This window comes from Gemmatimonas sp. (assembly GCF_044344655.1).
Lineage (GTDB): Bacteria > Gemmatimonadota > Gemmatimonadetes > Gemmatimonadales > Gemmatimonadaceae > Gemmatimonas.
The window spans coordinates 1-23,525 of record NZ_JBIJCN010000050.1 but is presented as its reverse complement, the minus strand read 5'-3'; the positions used below and the strand labels follow the sequence as shown (position 1 = coordinate 23,525).

Sequence of the window (23,525 nt, the reverse complement as noted above, 5' to 3'; positions counted from 1 at the left end):
TCATGGAGCCGGCCGCCTGATTCCAACGCGTGCAGGGTGTGATGCAGCAGGAAGTCGCGGCGCGCATCCATCCAACCCTTGGCCTCCAGAAAGGCGAGAAAGAGGCAGCGAGAGGCGCAGAGCAGGGCGAGTTCGCGTCGCTCGCTCCGTGACGCGCCAGTCGATGGCAGCGAGTCGGCGAGGCGGGCGACTGCCGAGTCAAGTGCGCGATAAAAGCGAAGGCCGAGTGCCTCGCGGCGCAGCATGTCGGTCAGCCGCGCATGCCGCAGCACGTCATCCGTCTCGTTGACCTCAGCAAGGACGCGGAGTGTTTCGGCGTCGGAGTCGAGCACTCGGCTGCGATCCACGCGCAAGACGGCGAGGCGCGGGCCGCCGTCGCCGGGCGACACCGTGGCAACGCACAGCTGGCGCAGATCGACCGCGACGATCGCCCAGTACATGGCGGGCCCGTACCGAAGCAAGGCGGCTCCCACCCGGCGCGTGCGCTCGCGCACGTCGGTGTCCGGTCCCACGTCCGTTGCGGGCTCCAGTTCGGCGATCAGGACGCGAAACGCGCCGGCGCCTGGCACCAGCTGGGTGCGGCCCGTCAGCCCGGCGAGTCCCATCTCGCGACGGAGGGCCGCACGTACGGGACGGGGAGTGCCGCTGGCGCCGAGTAGGGCCGCCAGCGGACGGAGGGAGGCGACGCCCGTGGCGTTCGCGAGCAGTTGAGCGGCAGCGCGGAGAGTGAGCACGGCGGCACAGTGCGCGCATCGCCGCGTGTGTGTGTCACCGGGATCGTGCGTGCTGGATCGTTCCTACGCATCTTGCAGGCATGACGTCGCCATCGCCTCTCGCCGAAGTGGCCCGGGTATTCACGCGCCTCGGAGTCACCGCCTTCGGCGGGCCGGCCGCGCACGTGGCGGCCATGGAAGACGAACTGGTTACGCGACGACAGTGGATCACGCGCGACCAGTTCGCCGATCTGGTGGGCGCGGCCAATCTCATCCCCGGCCCCAATTCGACGGAGTTGGCGATCCATCTGGGCTATCATCGTGCCGGGTGGGCTGGGCTCTTCGTGGCCGGTACCTGCTTCATCGTGCCTGCCGTCCTGCTCGTGTGGGGGATCGCGTGGAGCTATGTGGCGTACGGGCAGCGTGTGGAGGTGGGCGCGATGCTGCAGGGTGTGCAGCCCGCCGTGCTGGCGGTGGTGGTCCAGGCCATCTGGCGGCTGCGTGGAAGCCTCGTGCGCTCGCGTCCTGCCGCCGGCCTCGCGGGGGCAGCATTCGTGGGCGTGCTCGCTGGCATCTCCGAGCTGCATATCCTGCTCGGCGCGGTCATGGTGGCCCTCGCCCTGGCCGGGATGACCACGCGTCAGAAGGAAGACACCTCGCCGCCGACTCAGGGCGTTGTCCCCGCGCTGGCGGTCGGTGTGCCCGCGGGGGGCGCAATCACGCTCGGAGGGGTGAGCAGTTCCGGCATTTTCCTGAGCTTCGCGAAGATCGGCAGCGTGCTGTTTGGTAGTGGCTACGTGCTGCTCACGTTTCTGCGCGGTGAGTTCGTGGCCCGGCTCGGCGTGCTGAGCGACGCCCAGCTGCTGGATGCGATCGCGGTGGGGCAGGTGACTCCCGGGCCCGTCTTCTCGGCGGCCACCTTCGTGGGGTATCTGCTGGGCGGGCACGCCGGGGCGGCGGCAGCCACCGCGGGGATCTTTCTCCCGGCGTTCGTGGGTGTGGCCGTGACCGCCCCGTTCGTGCGGCGTCTGCGCAGCACGCCGGGGCTGTCCCGGGCACTCGATGCGGTCAATGCCGTGACACTGGCCTTCTTGGCGTCGGTGGTGCTGACGATCGGCCGGGGGATCGCGCCATCGCCGTGGACACTGGCTATCTTCTTCGCATCCAGCGCGCTGCTGCTGCGCACGCGGATCGGTGCCGGGTGGGTTCTGGTTGGTGGCGCCGTCGTCGGCCTGCTCCGGCAGCTGCTGGCCGGCCCCTGACCTTCTGCCCATACCCCTGTGTCTCATCGTACCTGCTGGCTGAACGGCACCTATGTGGCCGAAGAGCATGCACACGTCTCGATTTTCGATCGCGGTCTCTTGTTCGGCGACGGCGTGTACGAAGTGGCCGCGGTCTTCAACGGTCGTCTGCTCGACGCCGACCGCCACCTGGTGCGGCTCGAGCGCTCGATGCGTGAGATCGGCCTGCCGGCGCCCTACGACGCCGACGCCCTCCAAGACATGATGCAGCGGCTCGCGAGCGAGAATGGCATCCGCGAGGGGCTGGTGTACCTGCAGGTCACCCGTGGCGCGGCCGAGCGTGACTTTCCGTTCCCGTCGCAGGTCACCCCCACGGCGTTCGCGTATGCGCGTCCCAAGAAGCTGAGCGACGATCCCAATGCGGTGGGGATCCGGCTGCATGTGGTGCCCGATCTTCGCTGGCAGCGGTGTGACATCAAGAGCACGTCGATGCTGGCGCAGGTGCTGGCCAAGCAGGCGGCGCGGCAGGCCGGCGCCTTCGAGGCGATGATGCACGAAGATGGCCTGGTGACCGAAGGGGGGTCGAGCAACGTGTGGATCGTGCGGAACGGCACGATCTACACACGGCCCACGTCGTGCGACATTCTCGCCGGCATCACGCGCGATGTGGTGCTGGAGGTGGCGCGGGACGCAGGGGTGCCGGTGCAGCAGCGTGCCTTCACGGTGGAGCAGGCCATCGCCGCCGATGAGTGCTTCATGACGAGCGCGACCAGCTTCGTGTTGCCCGTCACGCAGATCGGCGACAAGCGGGTGGCCAACGGCGTGGTCGGACCGGTCTCCATGCGCATGCGCGACGGGTATCTGGCACGGGCGGCTCGCCTCACCGGCTGATCGCCCCTTGGCGAAGGCAGTAGGTTTGAACATGTCCGCGCCGTCCACCGCCCTCCCTTCGCTCCGTCCCCTGCGCGAGCCGCCTCGGCTGGCGCCAGGCGCGCACGTGGCCTTGGTGTGCCCATCCGGGCCGCTCCTCGGCCCGCACGAACTCGAGCGGGCCGTGGCCACGGCGGAGTCGTTCGGGTGGACGGTCAGCGTTGGGCCACATGCCCTGGCGCGGCACGGCTATTTCGCCGGTGACGATGCCCAACGTGGCGACGACCTGATCCAAGCCCTCACCGACGACCGCGTGGACGGCATCTGGTGTATCCGTGGCGGGTACGGCGCCGCGCGGTTGCTGCCACGGGTGCAGGCGGTGCTGCCGCAGGTGAAGCCGAAGGCGCTGCTCGGTTACTCCGACATTACGGCGCTCCATGCGGCGTGGCAGCAGGCGGGGCTGGTGAGCTTCCATGGTCCCACGGCCCGTTCACCGCTCAGCGCATTCTCGCGCGCGTCGCTGGTCGAGACAGTGCAGCACGGTGCTTCGTGTCTCCTGCATGCGTCCGACGCGCAGATCCTTGCCGGCGGCACCGCCACCGGGCGTTTGGCGGGCGGCAACCTGGCGCTCGTGGCATCCCTTTGTGGCACACCGTGGGCCGTCGACTTCACCGATGCCATCGTGGTGCTCGAAGACATCAACGAGGCCACGTATCGGCTCGATCGTATGTTGGTGCAGTTGCAGCTGGCGCGGGCGTTTACGGGCTGTCGCGCCCTGGCGGTGGGGCAGTTCACGGACTGCCCCGATACGACCGAAGACGGCCAGCGCACGTTGCACGCGGTCATTGAAGAAGTGGCCCAGACGCTCGGCGTACCCGCGCTCTTCGGGATTCCCGTCGGCCACATCGAGCAGCAGTGGACGCTGCCGTTCGGCGCGCTTGCGACGCTCGATGCGGATGCCCGGACCTTGCACGTGCATCGTTACTCGTCTCCCGCTGCGTCCTGAACTCCACGATTGTCCGTGCCATTCCGCTTCCTCTCCAATCCATGAGATGCCGATGAAGACCGCTCAGCAGCTGATCGCCGAAGCCAAGGCCGCCATCGCCGAGGTGACTTCGCAGGAAGTGCAGGCCGCCCTTGCCCATGGCGAGTCACTGGTGCTGATCGATATTCGCGAGCAGAACGAGTGGGCGCTGGGGCATGCCAAGCCGGCGGAGTACATCGGTCGCGGTGTGCTCGAGAGCCAAATCGAAGCCCGGGTGCCTCGCAACGCCCGGGTGGTGCTCATGTGCGCGAGCGGGAATCGGTCGGCGCTCTCGGCGCGTACCCTCATGGAAATGGGCTATACCAACGTCGCCTCCTTGGCGGGCGGCTTCCGTGACTGGGTGGCATCGGGTGGTGAGGTCGCCGAGTAAGGGGACGTTCGGATCGTGGAGCGGTCGCTGCAGCATCCCTTTGTGGCGCGGATCGTCGACGCGCTGGCTACGCGTGTGGCCATCGATGCGACGGCGCGGCAGGACAGCCGACTGGCCGCAGTCGCCGCGGTGATGCGCGTGGTGGACGGAGAACCCGAGTTGCTCTTCATCAAGCGATCGGAGCACGAGGGCGATCCGTGGAGTGGGCACATGGCCTTTCCCGGCGGTCGGCGCGAGCCAGGCGACGCCGACCTGCAGCAGACGGCGGTGCGCGAGACCCTGGAGGAGCTGGCACTCGACCTCACCCTTGGTCGAGTGGTGGGCCGTCTCGACGATCTTGCGCCCCGCAACCCGGTGCTGCCCCCGATCATCATTCGTCCGTTTGTGGCGATTGTCTCGCCTGATGTGACCTTCGTGCCCAGTCGGGAAGTGGCGGCAACGTTCTGGGTGCCGCTGACCGTATTGCGTCATGAGGAGACGCGGGCCGACCACGAGATGATCATCAACGGCGTCCGCGCACGCTTCCCCGGATTCCGCGTGGGCGAGCACATCGTCTGGGGGCTCACCGAACGGATCGTCCAGCAACTGTTGTCGTTGCTGGAGCCCTAGTCCTGCCCTTGCACGCGTCGTACACCATGGCCGTCCCGCTAGAGAGGAGTTTTCCGTGACCGCAGTTCGTGTTGGTCTTCGTCCGATCGCCGTGGCCGCAGTCGTCGCCATGGCCGTCGCGGCCTGTGCCCCTGCCGCTCGTAGCGCCCCCGAGTCGCCGATGGCCGGCAAGCGCGTAGAGGGGCGACGTGGTATGGTGTCCGCATCGCATCCGGATGCCGCCGCAGCTGGTGCGGAGGTGATGGCGCTCGGCGGCAACGCGGTCGACGCCTTCGTCGCCACGGCGTTCGCCCTGTCGGTGACCGACGTGTCGCAGACCGGACTCGGCGGCGGCGGTGCCATGACCTTCTATGATGCGAAGACGCGGCGCGTGGAGCATCTCTCGTTTTATCCCCGCTCCGGCGCAGATCCGGCGTGGGGCATGGCCGAGACCTCGCGTGCTCCCGGGCGCGCTGCGGCCACACCGGGGATGGTGGCAGGGCTCCTGCAGGCGCACGCCAAGTGGGGCACGCTTACGCTGGCGCAGGTCATGGCGCCGGCGATTCGGCTCGCGCGTGACGGATTCGTCGTATCGCCGCTGTTGTCACGCACGATCGCGGCGTCACGTCCCAAGATGCAGGCCGATTCGTTGGCCATGGCGCGCTTCATGCCGCGCGGCGACGCGCTCCGTCCCGGCGAGCGGCTGGTGCAGCCAGAACTCGCGGCCACGCTGCAGCGGATCCAGGACGGTGGTCGTGAGGCGTTCTATCGTGGCCCGGTGGCCGAGCGCGTGAGCGCCAAGGTCCGCGCCATGGGCGGGCTCATTTCCACCGCAGATCTGCAGGACTATCCCGTCACCGCGATGCGTCCGTTGTGCACCAGCTGGCGTGAGTACACCGTGCTGGGTGCGCCGCCGCCGATGGGTGGTTCGTCCGTGCTCGAGATGCTGCAGATGGCGGAGTTCTCCGGCGTGACCAGTGCGCGGGGATTCACGTCGCACCCCGAGGCGGTCGTGAAGATGGCCGACATCCTGCGCATCGCCAATGCGGATGCCAACCGTTGGCGCGGTGACCCGTTGTCGATGCGGGTGCCGGCGCGCGGCGTGGTGGCTGCCACTTATGCGCGCCAGCGGGCAGGGTTGGTTGGTGGTGCGCTCGCCGACACGGTGCGGGCAGGCGATGCCTGGGCGCACGATACCGTGGCTCCCGCGTCGTCGTGTGCGCCGTACGACCCCTATCCGGCCGTGGCGGGCGGCGCCGGCTCGGGCAGCGGCTCGGGCAACGGTCCGCGCGAGGAAGAAGCCGCTGCCGAGCCCAATGCGGGTGGCAGCTTCACCTCCCATCTGGCCGTGGTGGATGCCAGCGGCAGCGCCGTCTCGGCTACGACGACCATCGGTGTGCTCTTCGGTTCCGGCGTGTATACCGAAGGGTTCTGGCTCAATTCCTCGGCGTCCAACTTCGACGCCCGTACGCGGGGGCCCAACCGCTACGCCAACACAACGATGTCGCCGACGCTCATTCTGCAGGGGAATACCGTGCGGCTGGTGATCGGTGCGGCGGGCTCGCAGTACATCCAGCCGGCGATCACACAGGTCACGCTGCGGACCTTGGCGTTCGGGGAAGATCCGTGGATGGCGATTGCGGCCCCGCGCATTCACACGGCCGCATCGCAGAAGGATGTGGAGGTGGAGAATGGGTTTGCGCCGGCGGTGTACCAGGCCCTGGTGGCGCGCGGCTATCGCCCGGTGAGTCGCGTGGCCGACATCACCTTCGGCGGCGTACACGCGGTCTATGTGCGCACGGATGGCACGCGTATCGGTGTGGCGGATCCGCGACGCGACGGCGTCGCCGCCGGCAACTGAGAGGCAGCGGCGCCGCGAGGGCGCCGCACGGCTGGGGCGGCCATCGTGGGCTTGCCGTAGAGTTTAGTCTGTCCTAAACTTTAGGTATGGTCCCACCAAATACTGAGTCACTGGCAGATTCGCCAGAACAGCCCACCAACGAGCCCGGCTGGCGTCGCGCCCGCCTGGCTCCGTCGCTCGCCGAAGTGCATCGCTCGGTCGAGGTCAACGGCGTTACCTGGTTCCGCAAGTTGCTGGCGTTCGCCGGCCCCGGGTATCTGGTGGCGGTGGGCTACATGGACCCCGGAAACTGGGCCACCGATCTTGCCGGCGGCTCCCGGTTCGGTTACGCGCTGCTCTCGGTCATTCTGCTGTCCAACCTCATGGCCGTGCTCCTGCAGGGGCTCGCATCAAAGCTCGGCATCGTAACCGGCCGCGATCTCGCGCAGGCGTGCCGTGATCATTACGCCCCGCGCACCGGGTTCATCCTGTGGGTGCTGTGCGAGCTCGCGATCGCCGCCTGCGACCTCGCTGAGGTAATCGGCACCGCGATCGCGCTCAACCTGCTGTTCGGCATATCCCTGCCGGTTGGGATCGCGATCACCGCGTTCGACGTGATGATCGTGCTGTACCTGCAGAACAAGGGATTCCGACTGCTCGAGGCGCTGGTGATTGCCCTTATCGCGGTCGTGGGTGGCTGCTTCCTTTTCGAGCTGGCCATCGCGCGCCCGGACATGGGCGCTGTGGCTCGTGGCTTCCTGCCCAGCCGCGACATCGTGACCAATCCCGAGATGCTGTACATCGCGATCGGCATCCTCGGCGCCACGGTCATGCCGCACAACCTGTACCTGCACTCGAGCATCGTGCAGACGCGCAAGTACGCCGAGAACGCCGAGGGCAAGCGCGAAGCGGTGCGGTTTGCCTTCCTCGACTCCACCATCGCGCTGACCTTCGCGCTCTTCATCAACGCCGCGATCCTCATCGTGGCGGCCGCCACCTTTCATCGCACCGGCAACACACAGGTGGCCGAGATCCAGGATGCCTACAAGCTGCTCACGCCGCTCCTCGGCGTCGGTGGGGCCAGCGCAGTGTTCGCGCTGGCGCTGCTCGCCTCCGGGCAGAACTCCACGCTGACCGGCACGCTGGCTGGCCAGATTGTGATGGAGGGCTTCCTCAATCTTCGCATCCGCCCCTGGCTGCGGCGTCTCATCACGCGCGCCATCGCCATCGTGCCGGCGGCGATCGTGGCGATACTTTACGGCGAAAGCGGGACGGCCCGCCTACTGGTCTTCAGTCAGGTGATCCTGTCGCTGCAGTTATCGTTTGCCGTGTTTCCACTGGTGCAGTTCACCTCCGACCGGGCCAAGATGGGCGAGTTCGTCAACTCCGTGCCGCTCAAGGTCGCGGCCTATACCGTGGCCGCGGTGATCGCTTCCCTCAATGCGTGGCTGCTTGTGCAGACCCTGCGGGGATGGGTGGCCTGATGTACCGGCGCATTCTCGTGCCCCTCGAGCATTCCACCTACGACCGGGTGATCCTCGACCATGTCAAGCAGCTGGCCACGCTTTGTCATTCCTCGCTCGTGCTCATTCACGTGGCCGATGGCTGGGCGGCGCGCCATCAGCAGGCGCTGAAGCTGCGCGAGTCTGAGGAGATGCGTGCAGACCGTGAGTACCTCGAAGGCTGCTGCGCCGCGCTGCGCGCGGAAGGCTTCGAGACCGAATCGATCCTCGCTGGCGGCGATCCGGCCGCGGAGATCGCCTCGGCGGCTGACCGGGAAGCGTGTGATCTGATCGCCATGGCCACGCACGGCCATCGCGGGCTGCAGGACCTGCTGTACGGCACCACGGCGAACGGTGTTCGCCACCGCACCATGGTGCCGGTCCTCATGGTGCGGGGTCCCGCCGGCGGTCGCCCGCGTTGATCTTTCGATGATGCCCAGCCGCGTCGAGGCCCCGCCGCCGCTCCTCACGGAGCCGGTCGAAGACTATCTGAAGGCGATCTACGCGCTCGAAACGCGCTTCGGCGCTGCCGCCACCTCGGAAGTGGCGCAGGCGCTCGACGTGGCGCCGGCATCGGTCACGGGAATGATCCGGCGTTTGGCTACGCAGGGCTTCCTCGATCATGTCCCGTACCGTGGGGTGCAGCTCACCGCCCTCGGGCGTCGTGCCGCGCTCCGCACGATCCGGCGCCATCGGATTCTCGAGACGTACCTCACGCGCGTGCTGGGGTATCCGTGGGACCGGGTGCACGATGAGGCCGAGCGACTCGAGCACGCCGCCTCGGATGACCTGATCGAGCGGATGGCGGCGGCCCTTGGCCACCCCACAGCCGACCCGCATGGGGCACCCATTCCCACGGCGGACGGCGTGGTGGAAGAACGTTCCCACCGCACGCTCGCTGACCTCGTGGTGGGGGAAACCGTGCGCATGGTGCAGGTGAGTGACAAGGATCCTGCCTTGTTGCGTTATCTCGCCGAGATCGCCCTGCAGCCTGGGGCACAGATTGCACTCACCGCGCGTGGCCCCTTCGACGGACCACTCACGCTCTCCGTGGATGGTCGCGAAGCGATCGTGGGACCCAATCTGGCCGCTCAGGTGTTGGTGGAGTCCATGCTTGCCACGACCCCGACTACCGAGTCCACCGTCCGCGATGCGTCGGACGCATCCACTCCCGCCCGTCAGCGTTCCCGTAAGTCCGCCCGCTGACAGGCGCCGGCCGATGTCGAGGGTTCGGAGCGTGGTGCCCATGGTCGTACGCGCGGTGGCAACGGTGATGGTGCTCGCCGCCGCGGCGGGGGGCGTGCCACGCTCCGTGGCCGCACAGGGCGACAGCCTTCTGTCCCCCACCTACGGGCGTCGTGCGCCGACGGTGCGGGGGATCGCCATTGATGTGCGGATGGCCGAGGATCTCGGGCTCAACGTCGGGAGCGTTGTTCGCCTCTCCGGCAAGCCAGGGGTCACCGGAGCGCCGGTGCGTGTGGATGCGGTGTTCCAGCGCAAGGCCGATCCCGCCGAAGTGGCCCGACGCGAGTACCGTATTCGCACGCATCTCGGACAGCTGCAAGACCTCCTGGGGCTCGACGACCGGGTGGACCGCTTCGCGGTGGGTGTGCGGGACGGTGTCTCGGCAGACTCGGCGATCGCGCGCATCAATCACGTCGCCTTCGGATTCCGTGCGCACAAATCCACCGACGTGGCGGTGCAGAGCTCGCGCACGTTCCGCGTGGTGGAGCGTTTTCATACCGCGATCGGGCTCATCACCGTGGTGGCGAGCGCCGTCTTTCTCCTCTGTCTGTTGCTCCTGAGCGTGGAAGAACGGCGGCGCGATATCGCGGCACTCCGGCTCATGGGCATTTCGCGAGGGACTGTCGTTCGCGCCATCGTGCTCGAGGCGGCGCTCGTATCGGTGATTGGCAGTGTGATCGGTGCCGGCATCGGTTGGTTGGCGAGCGTGTTGGTCAACGCGCACTTCCAACAGGTATACCGTACGCCGCTCCTCTTCTCGCTCCTGACGCCCAAGATCTTCGCGTTTGCGACGCTGACGAGCCTTGTCCTGGGCATCGGCGCCGGTACCCTTGCCGCCTGGCGTCTCGTACGCACGCCGCCACTTGCCCTGCTCGGACGATGAGCGCGCTGCTGGCGACCGATATGCGATGCCGCATCCCGTGAGCATGCGTGTCACACTTGCTGCCGCGACCCTCAGGCGGCACCCCGCACGTACCGCACTCGCCGTACTGGGCATCGCGGTGGCTGCCGCCTTGCTGCTCGACATGGTGATGCTGGCCACCGGCATGCGCGAGTCGTTCCGGTCGCTCCTGCTCACCCGCGGGTATCAGTTGCGCGTGTCACCCAAGGGTACGCTGCCATTCGACAGTGAAGCTACGATCGACGGTGCCACCGCCATCGTCGGGGCGTTGCGCGCTAACCCTGATATCGTTGCCGTCAGCCCCGGGCTGGGTGCCACGCTCGGGTTGCCATCGCAGCGCATTCCCTCGGTCTTCTCGCTCGGTCTCGAAAGCAATGTCCAAGGGGACTATGCGCTTGATGCAGGGCACGATATGCCCGTGGACGACACGCTCGGGGGAGGGGTTCCCGTCCCGGTCGTGGTGAATCGCGCGTTCCTCGTTCGCACCGGTCGCGCGCTTGGGGACACACTGACGGTGGCAGCGGGAATCGACGCCCAGCTGCGCACGGCGGCGCGGGCCCGTGTGGTCCGGTTGACCGGTGAAGGCCGATTCTTCTACGTGCCCGGCGAGACGCCGGTCATGGCACTGCCGCTCACCGTCGTGCGGTCGTTGCTCGGCCCTGCGTATCGGGATCGCATGTCGGTGGCGATGGCCGAGTCGCGCCGTGCCGATTCGGCGGGTGTGGAAGCGGTGCGGGCCTGGATCGCCACCACACAGCCGCGCGTGACGGCGATCAGTACTGAAACGGCCATTCGACAGGTCGAGGAACGCCTGTCGTACTTCCGGCAGCTGGCCTTCGTGCTTGGGGCCATCAGTCTGGGCATCGGCTTCCTCCTGGTGGCTACGTTGGTCACGCTGAGTGTGAATGAGCGCCGCGGCGAGATCGCGGTGCTCCGTGCGATCGGTACCCAGAAGGACGGGGTCCTCCGGCAGGTGTTCCTCGAGGGGTTCTTCCTCAGCACGGCCGGCATTGTTGCGGGCCTCGTGCTCGGGCTCGTGACCGCGCAGTGGCTCAACGGCATTCTGCGCGACTTTCCGGGGTTGCCGGCGGCCTTCGACTTCTTCCTCTGGAGCCCAGAGGCCGCCTGGAAATCGCTCGCTCTGCTGCTGGTATCCGGGACCCTCGCCGGTCTCGTGCCGGCGTGGCGCGCCGCCTCCATTCCCATCGTTCGCGCCTTGCGTGAGGACGCCGTTGGCTGACACGCCGATCATTGCACGGTCCGCGCTGGCGGCGGATTCACCGCCGAGCGCCGTGATCCACTGTGAGCAGGTGACCCGCAGCTATCGCATGGGCGATGCCACCGTGCAGGCGGTGCGCGGGATCGACCTCTCGATCAGTCGCGGAGAATTCGCCGCCCTTACGGGCCCGTCCGGGTGTGGCAAGAGCACCTTGCTCCACCTGCTGGGTGCCGTCGACATCCCGTCGAGCGGGCGCGTGTTCGTGAACGGACGCGACACGAGCACGTTGGGGGATCGGGATGCCACCGCCTTCCGGTTACGCCACATCGGGTTCGTCTTTCAGCGGTTCTATCTCATGCCCACCCTGTCGGCACTCGAGAACGTAGAACTGCCGCTGGCCGAAGCGGGCATGGCGGGGAGCGCACGCAAGGCACGGGCGGCTGACTTGCTGGGGTACGTGGGGCTGGGTGACCGGCGTGGTCATCGCCCCACGCAGCTGTCGGGTGGTGAACAGCAACGCGTGGCGATTGCGCGCGCCCTCGCCAACGAGCCCGCGCTTCTGCTGGCCGATGAGCCCACCGGTGAGCTCGATGCGGCCACGAGTGAGCGGTTGCTCGAGCTGTTCGGTCAGCTCCACCGCGATGGCACCACGCTGGTGTTCGTGACGCACGACGCGGTGGTTGCCAACACGGCGCAGCGCGTGATTCGCCTGCTCGATGGACGCGTGGCGGCCGACACTCGCAGGGCGGAGCCAGTCGGTTGATGTCGCCGTCATCACCTCCCTCACCGTCGACGGGCGCGCTTCGTCTTGCCATGTCGTGGCTGCTCGCGTGGCGTACGGTCACGTCGCGGCCGGGGCGCGCCCTGCTGTTGTGCGGTGGCTTCGGCGTGGGGGTGGGGGTGATGATCGTGCTGTTGGCGGTCGGTGAAGCGATGGTGCGTCAGGCCAGTCAGGAGCGTCTCGTTGGCGGCGGTCAGGTCACGGTGTTACCTGAGGGGATCGATATCGAGGTCCTCACGACCGGTGGGCTGGGAGGGCTCTTCTTCTCCGTCCCCAACGCGCGCTTCGTGCATCGGCAGGTGCTGGCATCACCGCGGCTCTCGGATGCGGTGGCCGTGGTGGCACCGCAGCTCGAGGGGAAGCTGCTCTATCTCACCACGGCCGACGGCGTGGAGCACCCCGTGCGGGCCACAGGGGAGGTCCCTTCGGCCACACGTGCCCTCGATGCCATGCCTGTGGTGACGCGCGGAACGTGGGACGACGACGAGGGCGATCACCGCTGGATATCACCCACCGCGGCGGAGTTGCGGCACGATATCGACCACTTCCATCGGCCTGGCGATGACATGGCCAATGCCGACTCCTGGGGCGAGTGGCATTACTTCAACGTGATCTCGCCAGATGCCACCCGGTGGGCGTTCATCACGTTGCTGGCTGGCGGTGATGTGCGCGGTACGCAGTGGGGTGGTCAGATGCTGGTCACGTTGCACGAGCGCGGGCGGGCGCCGCGGCGTTTCGTGACCAATGTGCCGCGTGCCCGCGTGCGCTTCAGTCTCCGCGACGCCGATGTGCAGGTCGGCGAGGGCCGTGTGCGAGTCCTTCCAGATGGCCGGTATGCGGTGAAGGCGATCGCCCGCGAGGTGGGAGGCGGGGCACGGGTCACCGTCGATCTCATCGTCGCGCCGGCGCCGCGCGTGGAGTTCCCCGGTGCCATGCTGGTCAGCGGTGACTTCACGAGCGGCTACGCCGTGCCCGGGCTGCGCGCGGCCGCCAGTGGCAGCATCTGCGTGAGTGGCCGCTGCGAGCGCTACGACGGGGCGCAGTCGTACCACGATCACAATTGGGGCGGCTGGCGCGGCGTCACGTGGGAATGGGGGGCCACACGAGCCGGCGAGTACACCGTGCTGTACGGGCGCGTTCAGCCCGAGGATCGTACGGGCGGCACGTCGCCATTATTTGTGTATGTGACTGATGCGAGTGGATTCCTGGCGCTCTTCCGCCCGCGTGAAATCCGCTACGAGGATGCGCGCGTGGTGAATACCACCGACGGTCCGCTCCGCGTGCCGGCCGTGGCACACCTGTACGAGGTGCGCGGCGCCGATACCGTATCACTCACGCTCACGATCGACGACGCCGTAGCAACCGACACCCGAGCGCGGTTCGCCGAACGTGGGGAGGGTGACTACGTCCGGGGCTTGTCAAAACCGTTCTTCGTTCAGATGGCCGGTGAGGCACAGTTGCGCGGTCGCATTCGAGGCCGGGAGATCGTCGGCCGCGGGCGAGGCTTCTTCGAAACGTATCGCTGAGACATCGGGGTGCGGTGTCTCGCCCTGGCCTCCGCCTCGGCGCGCCGCGCTGGAGCGCCGCGCTGGAGCGCACCGGCATGGATGGGGCCCTTCCATCAGGCGGACCGGACCGCCTCGGGCAATCCACCGTCCATTCCGCCATGATCGGCAAACGGCCGTTGCGCTTCTGATGGTCGCTTACATTTCGGGGATGCCCTCGCCCGCATTGCCGACTACGCCCGACGACGCCGCGCTCCGACTGGTGCGCGGTGCGTCTGCCCGGCCACACGACCTGCTCGGTGTTCATCCGATGTCGGTCGATGGGCAGCGTGGCCTGGTGATCCGCGCGCATCAGCCCCACGCGTTGGCGATGGCCATGCTCACCGGCAACGAGCGCATTCCCATGGAGCGCGACCAGCACGGCCTCTTCGTGGTGCTGTTGCCGCAGCGTGACCTCCCGTTTGTCTACCAGCTCGAGGTCACGAGCACGAGTGGACATGTGACGGTGATCGAGGATCCCTACCGCTTCCCCCCCACGCTTGGCGAGATGGATCTGCATCTCTTTAATGAGGGGCGCCACCTGCGCCTGTGGGAGAAGCTGGGGGCGCATCCATGCACCATCGACGGCGTGGTGGGTACGGCCTTCGCTGTGTGGGCGCCCAATGCGGTGCGCGTCAGCGTGGTCGGCAGCTTCAATCAGTGGGACGGTCAGGCGCACCTCATGCGACTGCTTGGCGCCAGCGGCGTATTCGAACTGTTCGTGCCCGGCGTGGGAGAGGAGAGTCTCTACAAGTACGAGATTCTGACGCGTACGGGGACCACCTGCATGAAGACCGATCCGTACGCGCACAAGCTCGAGCAGTCACCAGGTTTCGCCTCCATCGTGCAGGCCCGCAGTCGATATCTCTGGCGCGACGGCAGCTGGCTGGCGCAGCGCGCCGAGAGTGATGCGTTGCGCGAGCCCATGCTCGTGTACGAAGTGCATCTCGGATCGTGGATGCGCGGGGAGAACAACCGCATGCTGACCTACGGCGAACTCGCCCCACGCCTGGCAGATCATGTGCGGCGTCTAGGCTTCACGCACGTGGAACTGTTGCCCGTACAGGAGCATCCTTTTGGCGGCTCCTGGGGCTACCAGGTGGGGGGGTACTATGCGCCCACGTCGCGTTTCGGCTCCCCCGACGAGTTCCGCTTGCTGGTGGATACGCTGCATCTGGCGGGCATCGGCGTACTGCTCGACTGGGTGCCCGCGCATTTCCCCAAGGATGACTGGGCGTTGCGGCGCTTCGACGGAACGGCGTGCTACGAGCACGAGGACCCGCGCCTCGGTGACCATCCGGAATGGGGCACGCACATCTTCAACTACGCCCGCCACGAAGTACGCAACTTTCTCGTGGCGAATGCACTCTACTGGATCGAGGAGTTCCACATTGACGGCCTGCGCGTGGATGCGGTGGCGTCGATGCTCTATCTCGATTATGGTCGGGAGGCAGGAACGTGGCTGCGAAATCGCCATGGTGGCCGCGAGAATCTCGAGGCGATGGCGTTCCTCAAGCAGCTCAATCATGCCGTGCAGTCGCTCCATCCCGGCGTGATCACTGTGGCGGAAGAGAGTACGGCATGGCCCAAGGTGACCGCGCCGATCAGCGAGGGCGGCCTGGGATTCACCTTCAAATGGAACATGGGGTGGATGCACGACACGCTCGACTACTACAAGGTTGCTCCCGTCTTCCGCAAAGGGGCGCACGACAAGCTCACCTTTTCCATGTGGTATGAGTACAGCGAGCGGTTTGTGAATCCGCTGTCTCACGACGAAGTGGTGCACCTCAAGAAGTCGCTGCTCGGCAAGATGCCGGGCGACGACTGGCAGAAGCTGGCCAATCTGCGCACGCTGATCGGCTACTCGGTTACGCGACCCGGGAAGTCACTCTTCTTCATGGGCACGGAGCTGGGTATGGACCAGGAGTGGAATCACGATGCGCAGCTCGAGTGGCACCTGCTTGCCGATCCGCGCCGTCGCGGCTTGATGGAATACGTGGGTGCGCTCGGTGCACTGTATCGCGAGCAGCCCAGCCTCTGGCGCGGTGACTACGACCCGGCGGGGTTTCGCTGGATCGACGTGGCCGATCGCGAACAGTCGGTGTTCTCGTACGCACGTTTTGATGGAAGGGATCACGTCGTGATTGTGCTCAACCTCACGCCGGTGCCACGGCCCGGCTATCGTCTCGGCGCGCCCGCGCGCGCGCGCTACGTTCTGGCGCTCAATTCCGATGCACCGGAATTCGGGGGCAGCGGGTGTTCCGTCGACACCCTGTGTGAGACGGAGCCCGTTCCGTATCATGGCTTCGAGCAGTCGCTGGTGATTGCGCTGCCGCCGCTCAGTATGCTCGTCCTGCGCCCCGAGCCGGTGTCGGCGGCCGCGTCGTCTGCCAACCCGGAGACGATCGCCCCGGCACGCACGGCGCGCCGTCGTACACCGCCGCGCACGCCCATCGCATGACCAGCCGACTCACGACGCTTGTTTTTGGTGCGCTTACCGTTGTGGCCTCGGCGGTGTGCGTGCGGCTGGGGTTCTGGCAGCTCGATCGACTGACGCAGCGACAAGCCCAGAATGCGATCGTGTCAGCACGCGGCGCGCAGGCGGTCTTGTCCATGGGTGCGCTAAGCGGGCAGGATACGAGCGCGACCCACTGGCGCAGGGTGCGGGTGGAGGGGGTCGCTGACTACGAGCGCGAGTTGGTGCATGCCACACGGTCGCAGAATGGTTCGCCCGGGGTGTACCTCCTCACGCCCGTGCGCCCGCTGGACGGCAGCTGGGGTGATACCGTCCTCATCGTCCTGCGGGGCTACGTGTACGCCCCCGATGGTCGCACCATCGACTTCGCGACGGCGCGCGAACGCGACACGCTCCGTATGGAGGCCCTGCTCACCAGCTTCCCGCCTCCCAAGCCTGGCATGGCGCGCATGCAGTCGTCGCCGCGCGCCATGCGGCTGCTCGACCGCGACACGATTGCCACCATGATGGGACGACCGGTGGCGCCGTTCATCCTGCTGGCGCTGGGTGACACCATCATGCAGGACATCACGCGCCCCACGCGCGTGCCGCCGCCGCCGGTGAACGAGGGGCCCCATCTCAGCTACGCGCTCCAGTGGTTCTCGTTCGCTACGGTCTTCCTAGTCGGATTCGCCGTTTTTGCGAGAACGAAGCGCCGTTAGCGGCGGGACCCTCCGGTCAGGCAGTCAGTCCCCGATGCTGAAGTACTCCTTGTACCACGCGACGAAACGCGCCACCCCGGTTTCGATCGGTGTCTCGGGCGCAAACCCCACGTCCTTCACCAAGGCCTCGACATCGGCATAGGTGGCCGGCACGTCGCCCATCTGCAGCGGGAGCATCCGCTTCTCAGCGGTACGCCCAAGGGTCTGTTCGAGCGTGCCGATCAGGTGCATCAGCTCGACGGGGTTGTTGTTGCCGATGTTGTAGATGCGGTAGGGGGCCTTGCTGGTAGCCGGATCGGGGGCGTCGCTGTTCCACGCCGGATTGGGTTCCGCCGTGTGATCGCTGGTGCGAATCACCCCTTCCACGATGTCGTCGATGTACGTGAAATCGCGGCGCATCTTGCCGTGATTGAACACATCGATCGGCTTGCCCTCGAGAATGGCCTTGGTGAAGAGGAAGAGCGCCATGTCGGGGCGCCCCCACGGGCCATATACGGTGAAGAATCGCAACCCCGTGGTCGGCAGCCCGTACAGGTGGCTGTACGTGTGCGCCATCAGCTCATTGGCCTTCTTCGTGGCCGCGTACAGCGACACCGGATGATCCACGTTCTGGTGTACCGAGAAGGGCATCGCGGTATTGGCCCCGTACACGCTCGACGAACTCGCGTAGGTGAGATGCTGCACGCCGTGGTGTCGGCACCCCTCGAGGATGTGCAGGAAACCCACCAAATTGCTGTCGATGTACGCGTGCGGGTTGGTGAGCGAATAGCGCACCCCCGCCTGCGCCGCGAGATGAATCACGCGATCGAAGCGTTCCTCGCGAAACAGCCGTTCGATACCGTCGCGATTGCCCAACTCCATACGGACGAAGCGAAAGCCGGGCTGCCCCGCGAGGCGCGCCAGGCGGGACACCTTCAGCGTGGGATCGTAGTAGTCATTGATGTTGTCGAGACCCACGACCTCATCGCCACGGGCCAGCAGGCGTTCGCTCGTATGATATCCAATGAACCCGGCGGCGCCGGTGACCAGAATCTTTGCCATGGACTGTTCCCGTGTGTGAACATCGATGCCCGGACGCGTCGCCGGTCAGCTGTCCGCAGGTGCGGTGGAATGGGACGATGGATCGGGGGGCGAGGCCACCGGCCGCTGCAGGAGCAGCACGGCCGCCATGATGGCGGCGCCCCCAAGTATGGTGCCGGTGCCCACACTCTGCCCGAGCAGGACCACGCCCAACATCGTGGTCCAGAAGGGCTCTACGGTGCTGGTGATCGCCGTGCGCACAGAGCCGAGCACCTTGAGCCCGGCCAGAAACCCGAGAAACGAGCCGGCGGACAACACGCCCTGTGCCACACTCGCGCCGAAGGCCACCGCATCGGGGATGGCGAACAGCGTCCCCGACGCTAGCGCCCAGGTGCAGAAGAGCGCGCTGCCCCCCACCGCGATCGCCCGCGACACATCGAGCGCATCCCGCCCGCGCTGCAGCGAGCTGAGCAGTGGGATGTAGAGCGCATAGACCAAGGCGCCCGACAGAATCACCAGCAGCCCGAGCGGCGATAGCGACGCCGCATCCGGGGCCCCGACCATTGCGCTGATCCCCCCGAGCGCGAGCGCCAGCGCGGTCAGCCGGGTGCGATCGATCGCATCGACGCCGCGCAGGGCGCTGATGACCGTGACCCACGCTGGATAGGTGTAGAAGAGAAAGCTTGCCGTGGCCGCGGGAAGCCAGCGCAGCGCCATCAGGGCCAGCGTGGCCACCACCGCCTGTCCACTTCCCGCCAACAACAGCGTGCGCGGTGCGTACCAGGGGCCAAGTCCCGGCGCCGGGGCCGGCGGGCGTCGCCTGATCCCGATCACGACGAGGAGCAGCGCGCTGGTCAGGTAGCGCCAGCTCTGGATGCTTTCGAGGGCCATGCCACGCTCAGTGGCCATCACCGTGAGCGGCGAGATCGACCCGAAGCAGCATGCGCTGATCACCACCGCCAGCGTACCGCGGAGCACCGCGCGCTGCGCGGTCTGCCCTTCACTCACAGCAGCTTGCCGGCGAGGAACAGGTAGGCCACGCTGAAATAGAGACTGATCGCCGACACGTCGACGATCGTCGCAACGAATGGCGCCGATGCGCTTGCCGGATCGAAGCCGAGCCGCTTGAGCAGGAATGGCAGCATCGAGCCGCTCAGCGAACCGATCGTGACCACGGCGACCAGCGTGACACCGACCGCGAGCGCGATCGCTACCGAGTGCTCACCATAGTCGTAGAGCCCGAGGCTGTTCCAGGCGACGATGCGAATCATCGCGATGACGCCGATGACGGCGCCGAGAATGAGACCGGCCGGCAGCTCACGCAGGACGATGCGCCACCAGTCATTCAGGCGGACCTCGCCCAGAGCCATGGCGCGGATGATGAGCGACGTGGCCTGCGAGCCGGAGTTGCCGCCCGAACTCATGACGAGCGGAATGAACTGGGACAGGAAGACCGCATCGTTGAGGCTGTGCTCATAACGGGCCATCACCGATGCCGTGAAGAACTCGCTCATGGCGAGAATGGCCAGCCAGCCGCCGCGCTTGCGCACGTTCTGCCAGAGCGAGATCTGCATGTAGGGCTCTTCGAGCGCCTCCATGCCGCCAAACTTCTGCGCGTCCTCGGTCTGTTCTTCCTGGATGACGTCGATGACGTCATCGACGGTCACCACGCCCAGCAGCCGCTTGTTGCCATCCACCACGGGAAGCGCCACGAGGTCGTAGTTCGATGTGACCTGCGACACCTCTTCCTGCGCCATGTCGGGCGACACGCTCACGACTTCCGTCCACGCATGCTCGCTGATCAGCGAGCCCTCCGGCGCGGCCAGCAGTTCGCGCAGCGACAGGACGCCGCGCAGCCGACCGCCGGCATCGACCGTGTAGATCGTGTACATCGCCTCGCGCCGGCCGCCACGTGCCATCGCCCGCACGGAGCGCAGCGACTCTTCGACCGTGAGCGTGTCGAGCACGCTGACGAACTCGGTGGTCATGAGGCCACCGGCGGTGTACGGATCGTACTGGAGTAGTCGCTCGGTTTCGGCCTTCTCCTCGGGCTCGAGCTCCTGCAGGATCTCGTCGGCCGTTTCTTCGTCGAGTTCCTCGAGCGCGTCGGCCCGCTCGTCGGGGTCCATCTCCGCGACGATTTCCGCCGCTTCGTCGGCGGGGAGCTCCTCGAGCACCTGTGTGCGCAGGTCCTCGTCGAGATACTCGAGGACCTCGGCTGCACGCTCACGCGGCAGTGCGGCCAGGAAGGCGCGCACCGCCTCTTCCGGCATGGCCTCGGCCACGTCGGCGAGGTCGGCCGGATGCATTTCCTCCGTCTGCGGTCCGATGCTTTCCGGATGCTCCTCGAGCAACTCGAGCAGGTCCGGCACGATCAGCGCCGCAAGCGGACGGTCTTTGTCGGAGCGAGGCGTCATCGGCGAAGAGGGCGGCGGTCTGGGCGCAAGTTAGTACGCCGCCCACCCGTCGCAAAGCGAGGGCCGGTCCCTTCCGGGCGGCGCTACAGCAGCGGCAGCGTCCCCCGCTCTTCGCGTAGCGCCAGGACCCGTACCCCTGCATACCCCAGTGCGTGGTCGAGCGCGTCGCGGTCGAGCGGCGCCTCGGCATCCAGAATGGCGCCCTGCATGGACACCTCCGCCCCCAGCACCCCGGGGACGGCCGCGAGGGCGGTGCGGACGGCCCGCACGGCGTGGATGGAAAGCAGCCCGTCCAGCTGCACGTGGATGCGGTGTCGTGGCATCTTTCCAATCTCGACGGCGCCACCCGGTATCTCAACCGGCGTCGTGGGCCCTCGCTTCCCCCATACCGCCATGCCACGCGTTGCCTTTCTCGGACTAGGTGCCATCGGCTTGCCGATGGCGCGCCATCTCGCCCGCCCTGGCCATGATCTCGCCGTGTGGAACCGGACGGCGTCCAAGGCGGAGGCCTTCGCGGCCGACACGGGGGCGCGGCTGGCTGCGACGCCCGCCGAGGCCGCCCGTGATCGGGACGTGGTCGTGACCTGCCTGCCGGTGTCCCGTGATGTGGAGTCGCTGCTCGGTGGCGCCGATGGGCTGCTGGCCACGCTCCAACCTGGCGCCGTGTTGGTGGACTGCACATCCGGCGACCCCGCCACCTCACGCCGTATGGCAGCGGCCCTTGCCGCCCGCGGCATCGGCTTCCTCGACGCCCCAGTCTCCGGCGGCGTGAGCGGCGCGGAGCAGGGGGCACTCACCGTGATGGTCGGGGGCGATGCGTCGACCCTGGAGCGGGTGCGCCCCGTCCTGGAGTGCTTCGGCAAGAAGATCGTGCACTGTGGCGAGGTCGGGGCCGGTGATGCGCTCAAGGCGGTCAACAACGCGCTCCTCGCGATGCATATCTGGGGGACGGCTGAGGGGCTCGTCGCCCTTGAGAAGGCCGGGGTGAAGGCGGAGGTCGCCCTCGATGTGATCAACACGTCGAGCGGCCGGTCCAATGCGAGTATGAATCTCTTCCCCGACCGTGTGGTCACTCGCGCCTTCCCCCGCACCTTCCGACTGGCCCTGCTCGACAAGGACGTGGGGATCGCCGCCGATCTCGCGCGCGAGCAGAAGATCACCGCGCCACTGCTGCAGATTACGGCGGAGCTGTTCCGCATGGCGCACACGGAACTTGGTCAAGACGCTGATCACGTGGAGGCCGCGCAGGTGGTGGAGCGTCTTGGCGGCGCGATCATCGGTGGGCGTGGAGGCGCAGGTTGATGACGAGCACGCTGGTGCATCCCGGAAGCGACCAGGCCATCGCGAGCGTGGACGCGATCCGTGCGCAGTTTCCCGCACTGGCGCGTCGCGAAGGCGATGCCCAGGTGGCCTACTTCGACGGCCCTGGCGGCACGCAAGTGCCGAAGAGCGTGGCCGAAGCGATGAGCTACTATCTGCTGCATCACAACGCCAACACGCACTGGGCCTACCCCACGAGTGTGGAGACGGATGCGCTGCTCCTGCAGGCGCGCGAAACGCTCGCCGACTTTCTCGGGGCCACGGCGGGGGAAATCGCGTTCGGCGCCAATATGACCACGCTGCTGTTCCACCTCGCGCGCGCGATCGGCCGTGGGCTGCACCCCGGCGATGAGATCATCGTCACGGAGCTGGACCATCATGCCAATGTGGCGCCGTGGCAGGCGCTCGCGAAGGAGTGCGGCGTGGTCCTCAAGTGGCTGCCGCTCGATCTGACGACCTATCGCCACGAGGTCGGCGCCCTCGAGCGCCTGTTGTCGCCGCGCACGAAGGTGGTGGCGATCGGCGCCGCGTCCAATATCCTTGGCACCGTGAGCGACGTGGCTGCCATGACGCAGCTCGCGCGTGCGGCCGGCGCCCTCACCGTCGTGGATGCGGTGCACTACGCACCGCATGCGCTCGTGGACGCGCAGGCGATCGGCGCCGACTTCGTGCTCTGCAGCGCCTACAAGTTCTATGGGCCGCACGTGGGGGTGGTGTACGGGCGTGCGGAGGCCACCGCATCACTCGACATCCCACGGCTCGAACCGGCGCCAGATTGGGTGCCCGAATGCCTCGAAACGGGCACGCAGAACCACGAGGGAATCGTGGGCGCCGCCGCGGCGGTGGAGTTCCTGGCCAGCATCTCGGGTAATGTGGCCGCCTCCCGTCGGGAACGGCTCGCGCAGGTCATGCACGGTTTGCATGCGCGGGGCGAGGCGCTGTTCGCGCAGCTGTGGCACGGCTTGTCGGAGATCCGCGGCGTGACGTTGTTTGGTCCGCCCCCGGGATCGGCCCGCACGCCCACGCTGTCGTTCCATGTGCACGGGCATGCATCGGAATCGGTGGCGCGCGCGCTGGCACCACGCGGTGTGTATCTCTCGCACGGCGACTTCTATGCCACCACGGTCGCACGCCGACTGGGGTTCGCGCAGGAGGGGCTCGTGCGCGCCGGTTGCGCCTGCTATACCACCGCCGATGAAGTGCAGCGGCTGGTGGATGGCGTGCGCGACCTCGTACAGGGTCGCTGAATGCGGCGGACGGTCCGTACACTGGGCGCCACGGCGCGGGCGCTCGCGGTCCTCGCGGCGTCGGTTCTTTCCGCGTGCGGTGAGGCGCCGCAGGCCGGCGGTACGTTGCCGGCGGCGGAATTTCTCTTTGCGGCCGGCGATTCCACCTATTGGGTGCGCAGCAGCGGTGAAGGCATGCGGGTGCGCAGCGCACCGATCCTGCTGACGGACGTGGATGGTCGTCTCTTCGAGATCTTCATGAGTGACGACGGCGCCGAATACCCCGACGCGAGTTTCGCCACGGTGCGGCTCTGGTCGCGTGCGCTGCGCTCCACCGACAGCACACTGCTCTTCGCTGACAGCACGGTGCTGCGCGCATTGGCGTCATGGCGCAAGGCACACCCTGCCGAACTCGAGGTAGATCCGAGCGCCGATGATGTGCCCGACGATCCGCGGACCGTCGTGCACGACGAGATCGAGATCCTCGATGTGCATGGCCCCTACAT

The 23,525-nt window shown here is 67.2% G+C and carries 23 protein-coding genes; 18 read left to right on the top strand and 5 right to left on the bottom strand.

Going from position 1 to position 23,525, the window contains the following annotated elements; translation table 11 throughout:
* Positions 1 to 734, bottom strand: a 734-nt coding sequence (locus ACIQ51_RS12120) for a hypothetical protein (RefSeq protein WP_396205310.1), incomplete at its 3' end; no start/stop codon positions are given.
* Between the two features lie 80 nt (positions 735 to 814).
* On the opposite strand from ACIQ51_RS12120, the gene chrA reads away from it, so the two are divergent.
* The 15 genes from chrA (at position 815) to ACIQ51_RS12045 (ending at position 17,036) form a co-directional block, all read left to right on the top strand.
* Complete coding sequence (gene chrA, locus ACIQ51_RS12115; RefSeq protein ID WP_396205309.1) at positions 815 to 1,975, top strand: chromate efflux transporter; 1,161 nt, start codon at positions 815 to 817, stop codon at positions 1,973 to 1,975.
* A gap of 18 nt (positions 1,976 to 1,993) precedes the next feature.
* Positions 1,994 to 2,845 carry a D-amino-acid transaminase gene (locus ACIQ51_RS12110; protein WP_396205308.1) on the top strand — a complete coding sequence of 284 codons (852 nt, stop codon included), beginning with the start codon at positions 1,994 to 1,996 and terminating at the stop codon, positions 2,843 to 2,845.
* Positions 2,846 to 2,876: 31 nt separating this feature from the next.
* Positions 2,877 to 3,830: an LD-carboxypeptidase gene (locus ACIQ51_RS12105; protein WP_396205307.1), complete on the top strand. Its 954-nt coding sequence runs from the start codon at positions 2,877 to 2,879 to the stop codon at positions 3,828 to 3,830.
* Between the two features lie 52 nt (positions 3,831 to 3,882).
* Positions 3,883 to 4,239, top strand: coding sequence for a rhodanese-like domain-containing protein (locus tag ACIQ51_RS12100; protein ID WP_396205306.1), 357 nt, complete (start codon positions 3,883 to 3,885; stop codon positions 4,237 to 4,239).
* Positions 4,240 to 4,254: 15 nt separating this feature from the next.
* Positions 4,255 to 4,848: an NUDIX hydrolase gene (locus tag ACIQ51_RS12095; RefSeq protein ID WP_396205305.1), complete on the top strand. Its 594-nt coding sequence runs from the start codon at positions 4,255 to 4,257 to the stop codon at positions 4,846 to 4,848.
* Positions 4,849 to 4,903: 55 nt separating this feature from the next.
* Complete coding sequence (locus ACIQ51_RS12090; protein WP_396205304.1) at positions 4,904 to 6,688, top strand: gamma-glutamyltransferase family protein; 1,785 nt, start codon at positions 4,904 to 4,906, stop codon at positions 6,686 to 6,688.
* Positions 6,689 to 6,774: 86 nt separating this feature from the next.
* Positions 6,775 to 8,151: an Nramp family divalent metal transporter gene (locus tag ACIQ51_RS12085; RefSeq protein ID WP_396205303.1), complete on the top strand. Its 1,377-nt coding sequence runs from the start codon at positions 6,775 to 6,777 to the stop codon at positions 8,149 to 8,151.
* Positions 8,139 to 8,591, top strand: coding sequence for a universal stress protein (locus ACIQ51_RS12080; protein ID WP_396205302.1), 453 nt, complete (start codon positions 8,139 to 8,141; stop codon positions 8,589 to 8,591). Before ACIQ51_RS12085 ends, ACIQ51_RS12080 begins: the two co-directional genes overlap by 13 nt.
* A 7-nt stretch (positions 8,592 to 8,598) precedes the next feature.
* The gene (locus ACIQ51_RS12075; RefSeq protein ID WP_396205301.1) at positions 8,599 to 9,375 is read left to right on the top strand and encodes a metal-dependent transcriptional regulator; all 777 of its coding nucleotides are present in this window, start codon (positions 8,599 to 8,601) and stop codon (positions 9,373 to 9,375) included.
* Between the two features lie 40 nt (positions 9,376 to 9,415).
* The gene (locus ACIQ51_RS12070; protein WP_396205300.1) at positions 9,416 to 10,297 is read left to right on the top strand and encodes an ABC transporter permease; all 882 of its coding nucleotides are present in this window, start codon (positions 9,416 to 9,418) and stop codon (positions 10,295 to 10,297) included.
* A gap of 43 nt (positions 10,298 to 10,340) precedes the next feature.
* Positions 10,341 to 11,555: an ABC transporter permease gene (locus ACIQ51_RS12065; protein WP_396205299.1), complete on the top strand. Its 1,215-nt coding sequence runs from the start codon at positions 10,341 to 10,343 to the stop codon at positions 11,553 to 11,555.
* Positions 11,548 to 12,297, top strand: a complete 750-nt coding sequence (locus ACIQ51_RS12060) for an ABC transporter ATP-binding protein (protein ID WP_396205298.1) — start codon at positions 11,548 to 11,550, stop codon at positions 12,295 to 12,297. Before ACIQ51_RS12065 ends, ACIQ51_RS12060 begins: the two co-directional genes overlap by 8 nt.
* A gap of 50 nt (positions 12,298 to 12,347) precedes the next feature.
* The gene (locus ACIQ51_RS12055) at positions 12,348 to 13,841 is read left to right on the top strand and encodes a hypothetical protein (protein ID WP_396205297.1); all 1,494 of its coding nucleotides are present in this window, start codon (positions 12,348 to 12,350) and stop codon (positions 13,839 to 13,841) included.
* 190 nt (positions 13,842 to 14,031) lie between these two features.
* Positions 14,032 to 16,320: a 1,4-alpha-glucan branching protein GlgB gene (glgB, locus tag ACIQ51_RS12050; RefSeq protein ID WP_396205296.1), complete on the top strand. Its 2,289-nt coding sequence runs from the start codon at positions 14,032 to 14,034 to the stop codon at positions 16,318 to 16,320.
* Positions 16,317 to 17,036: an SURF1 family protein gene (locus ACIQ51_RS12045; RefSeq protein WP_396205295.1), complete on the top strand. Its 720-nt coding sequence runs from the start codon at positions 16,317 to 16,319 to the stop codon at positions 17,034 to 17,036. The genes glgB and ACIQ51_RS12045 overlap by 4 nt, the downstream gene beginning before the upstream one ends.
* A gap of 24 nt (positions 17,037 to 17,060) precedes the next feature.
* On the opposite strand, the gene ACIQ51_RS12040 is transcribed toward ACIQ51_RS12045, so the two are convergent.
* From ACIQ51_RS12040 to ACIQ51_RS12025, 4 genes are all read right to left on the bottom strand, one after another.
* Complete coding sequence (locus tag ACIQ51_RS12040) at positions 17,061 to 18,077, bottom strand: NAD-dependent epimerase (RefSeq protein WP_396205294.1); 1,017 nt, start codon at positions 18,075 to 18,077, stop codon at positions 17,061 to 17,063.
* A 45-nt stretch (positions 18,078 to 18,122) separates the two neighbouring features.
* Positions 18,123 to 19,064: a DMT family transporter gene (locus ACIQ51_RS12035; RefSeq protein ID WP_396205293.1), complete on the bottom strand. Its 942-nt coding sequence runs from the start codon at positions 19,062 to 19,064 to the stop codon at positions 18,123 to 18,125.
* Positions 19,061 to 20,473, bottom strand: a complete 1,413-nt coding sequence (mgtE, locus tag ACIQ51_RS12030) for a magnesium transporter (protein ID WP_396205292.1) — start codon at positions 20,471 to 20,473, stop codon at positions 19,061 to 19,063. Before mgtE ends, ACIQ51_RS12035 begins: the two co-directional genes overlap by 4 nt.
* Positions 20,474 to 20,556: 83 nt before the next feature.
* Positions 20,557 to 20,796 (bottom strand): hypothetical protein, encoded by a 240-nt coding sequence (locus ACIQ51_RS12025; RefSeq protein ID WP_396205291.1) that lies wholly within the window; start codon positions 20,794 to 20,796, stop codon positions 20,557 to 20,559.
* Positions 20,797 to 20,866: 70 nt separating this feature from the next.
* Between ACIQ51_RS12025 and ACIQ51_RS12020 the strand changes: the two genes are divergently transcribed.
* From ACIQ51_RS12020 to ACIQ51_RS12010, 3 genes are all read left to right on the top strand, one after another.
* Positions 20,867 to 21,775 carry an NAD(P)-dependent oxidoreductase gene (locus ACIQ51_RS12020; RefSeq protein ID WP_396205290.1) on the top strand — a complete coding sequence of 303 codons (909 nt, stop codon included), beginning with the start codon at positions 20,867 to 20,869 and terminating at the stop codon, positions 21,773 to 21,775.
* Positions 21,775 to 23,040 carry a cysteine desulfurase-like protein gene (locus tag ACIQ51_RS12015; RefSeq protein WP_396205288.1) on the top strand — a complete coding sequence of 422 codons (1,266 nt, stop codon included), beginning with the start codon at positions 21,775 to 21,777 and terminating at the stop codon, positions 23,038 to 23,040. The genes ACIQ51_RS12020 and ACIQ51_RS12015 overlap by 1 nt, the downstream gene beginning before the upstream one ends.
* Positions 23,041 to 23,525, top strand: a 485-nt coding sequence (locus tag ACIQ51_RS12010) for a hypothetical protein (RefSeq protein WP_396205287.1), incomplete at its 3' end; no start/stop codon positions are given. It abuts the gene before it with no gap.

Coding starts and splice junctions, on each gene's coding strand:
- chrA (WP_396205309.1), top strand. CDS start 815: ATGACGTCGCCATCGCCTCTCGCCGAAGTGGCCCGGGTATTCACGCGC.
- ACIQ51_RS12105 (WP_396205307.1), top strand. CDS start 2,877: ATGTCCGCGCCGTCCACCGCCCTCCCTTCGCTCCGTCCCCTGCGCGAG.
- ACIQ51_RS12100 (WP_396205306.1), top strand. CDS start 3,883: ATGAAGACCGCTCAGCAGCTGATCGCCGAAGCCAAGGCCGCCATCGCC.
- ACIQ51_RS12085 (WP_396205303.1), top strand. CDS start 6,775: ATGGTCCCACCAAATACTGAGTCACTGGCAGATTCGCCAGAACAGCCC.
- ACIQ51_RS12080 (WP_396205302.1), top strand. CDS start 8,139: ATGGGTGGCCTGATGTACCGGCGCATTCTCGTGCCCCTCGAGCATTCC.
- ACIQ51_RS12075 (WP_396205301.1), top strand. CDS start 8,599: ATGATGCCCAGCCGCGTCGAGGCCCCGCCGCCGCTCCTCACGGAGCCG.
- ACIQ51_RS12070 (WP_396205300.1), top strand. CDS start 9,416: ATGGTCGTACGCGCGGTGGCAACGGTGATGGTGCTCGCCGCCGCGGCG.
- ACIQ51_RS12065 (WP_396205299.1), top strand. CDS start 10,341: ATGCGTGTCACACTTGCTGCCGCGACCCTCAGGCGGCACCCCGCACGT.
- ACIQ51_RS12055 (WP_396205297.1), top strand. CDS start 12,348: ATGTCGTGGCTGCTCGCGTGGCGTACGGTCACGTCGCGGCCGGGGCGC.
- glgB (WP_396205296.1), top strand. CDS start 14,032: ATGCCCTCGCCCGCATTGCCGACTACGCCCGACGACGCCGCGCTCCGA.
- ACIQ51_RS12045 (WP_396205295.1), top strand. CDS start 16,317: ATGACCAGCCGACTCACGACGCTTGTTTTTGGTGCGCTTACCGTTGTG.
- ACIQ51_RS12040 (WP_396205294.1), bottom strand. CDS start 18,077: ATGGCAAAGATTCTGGTCACCGGCGCCGCCGGGTTCATTGGATATCAT.
- mgtE (WP_396205292.1), bottom strand. CDS start 20,473: ATGACGCCTCGCTCCGACAAAGACCGTCCGCTTGCGGCGCTGATCGTG.
- ACIQ51_RS12025 (WP_396205291.1), bottom strand. CDS start 20,796: ATGCCACGACACCGCATCCACGTGCAGCTGGACGGGCTGCTTTCCATC.
- ACIQ51_RS12020 (WP_396205290.1), top strand. CDS start 20,867: ATGCCACGCGTTGCCTTTCTCGGACTAGGTGCCATCGGCTTGCCGATG.
- ACIQ51_RS12015 (WP_396205288.1), top strand. CDS start 21,775: ATGACGAGCACGCTGGTGCATCCCGGAAGCGACCAGGCCATCGCGAGC.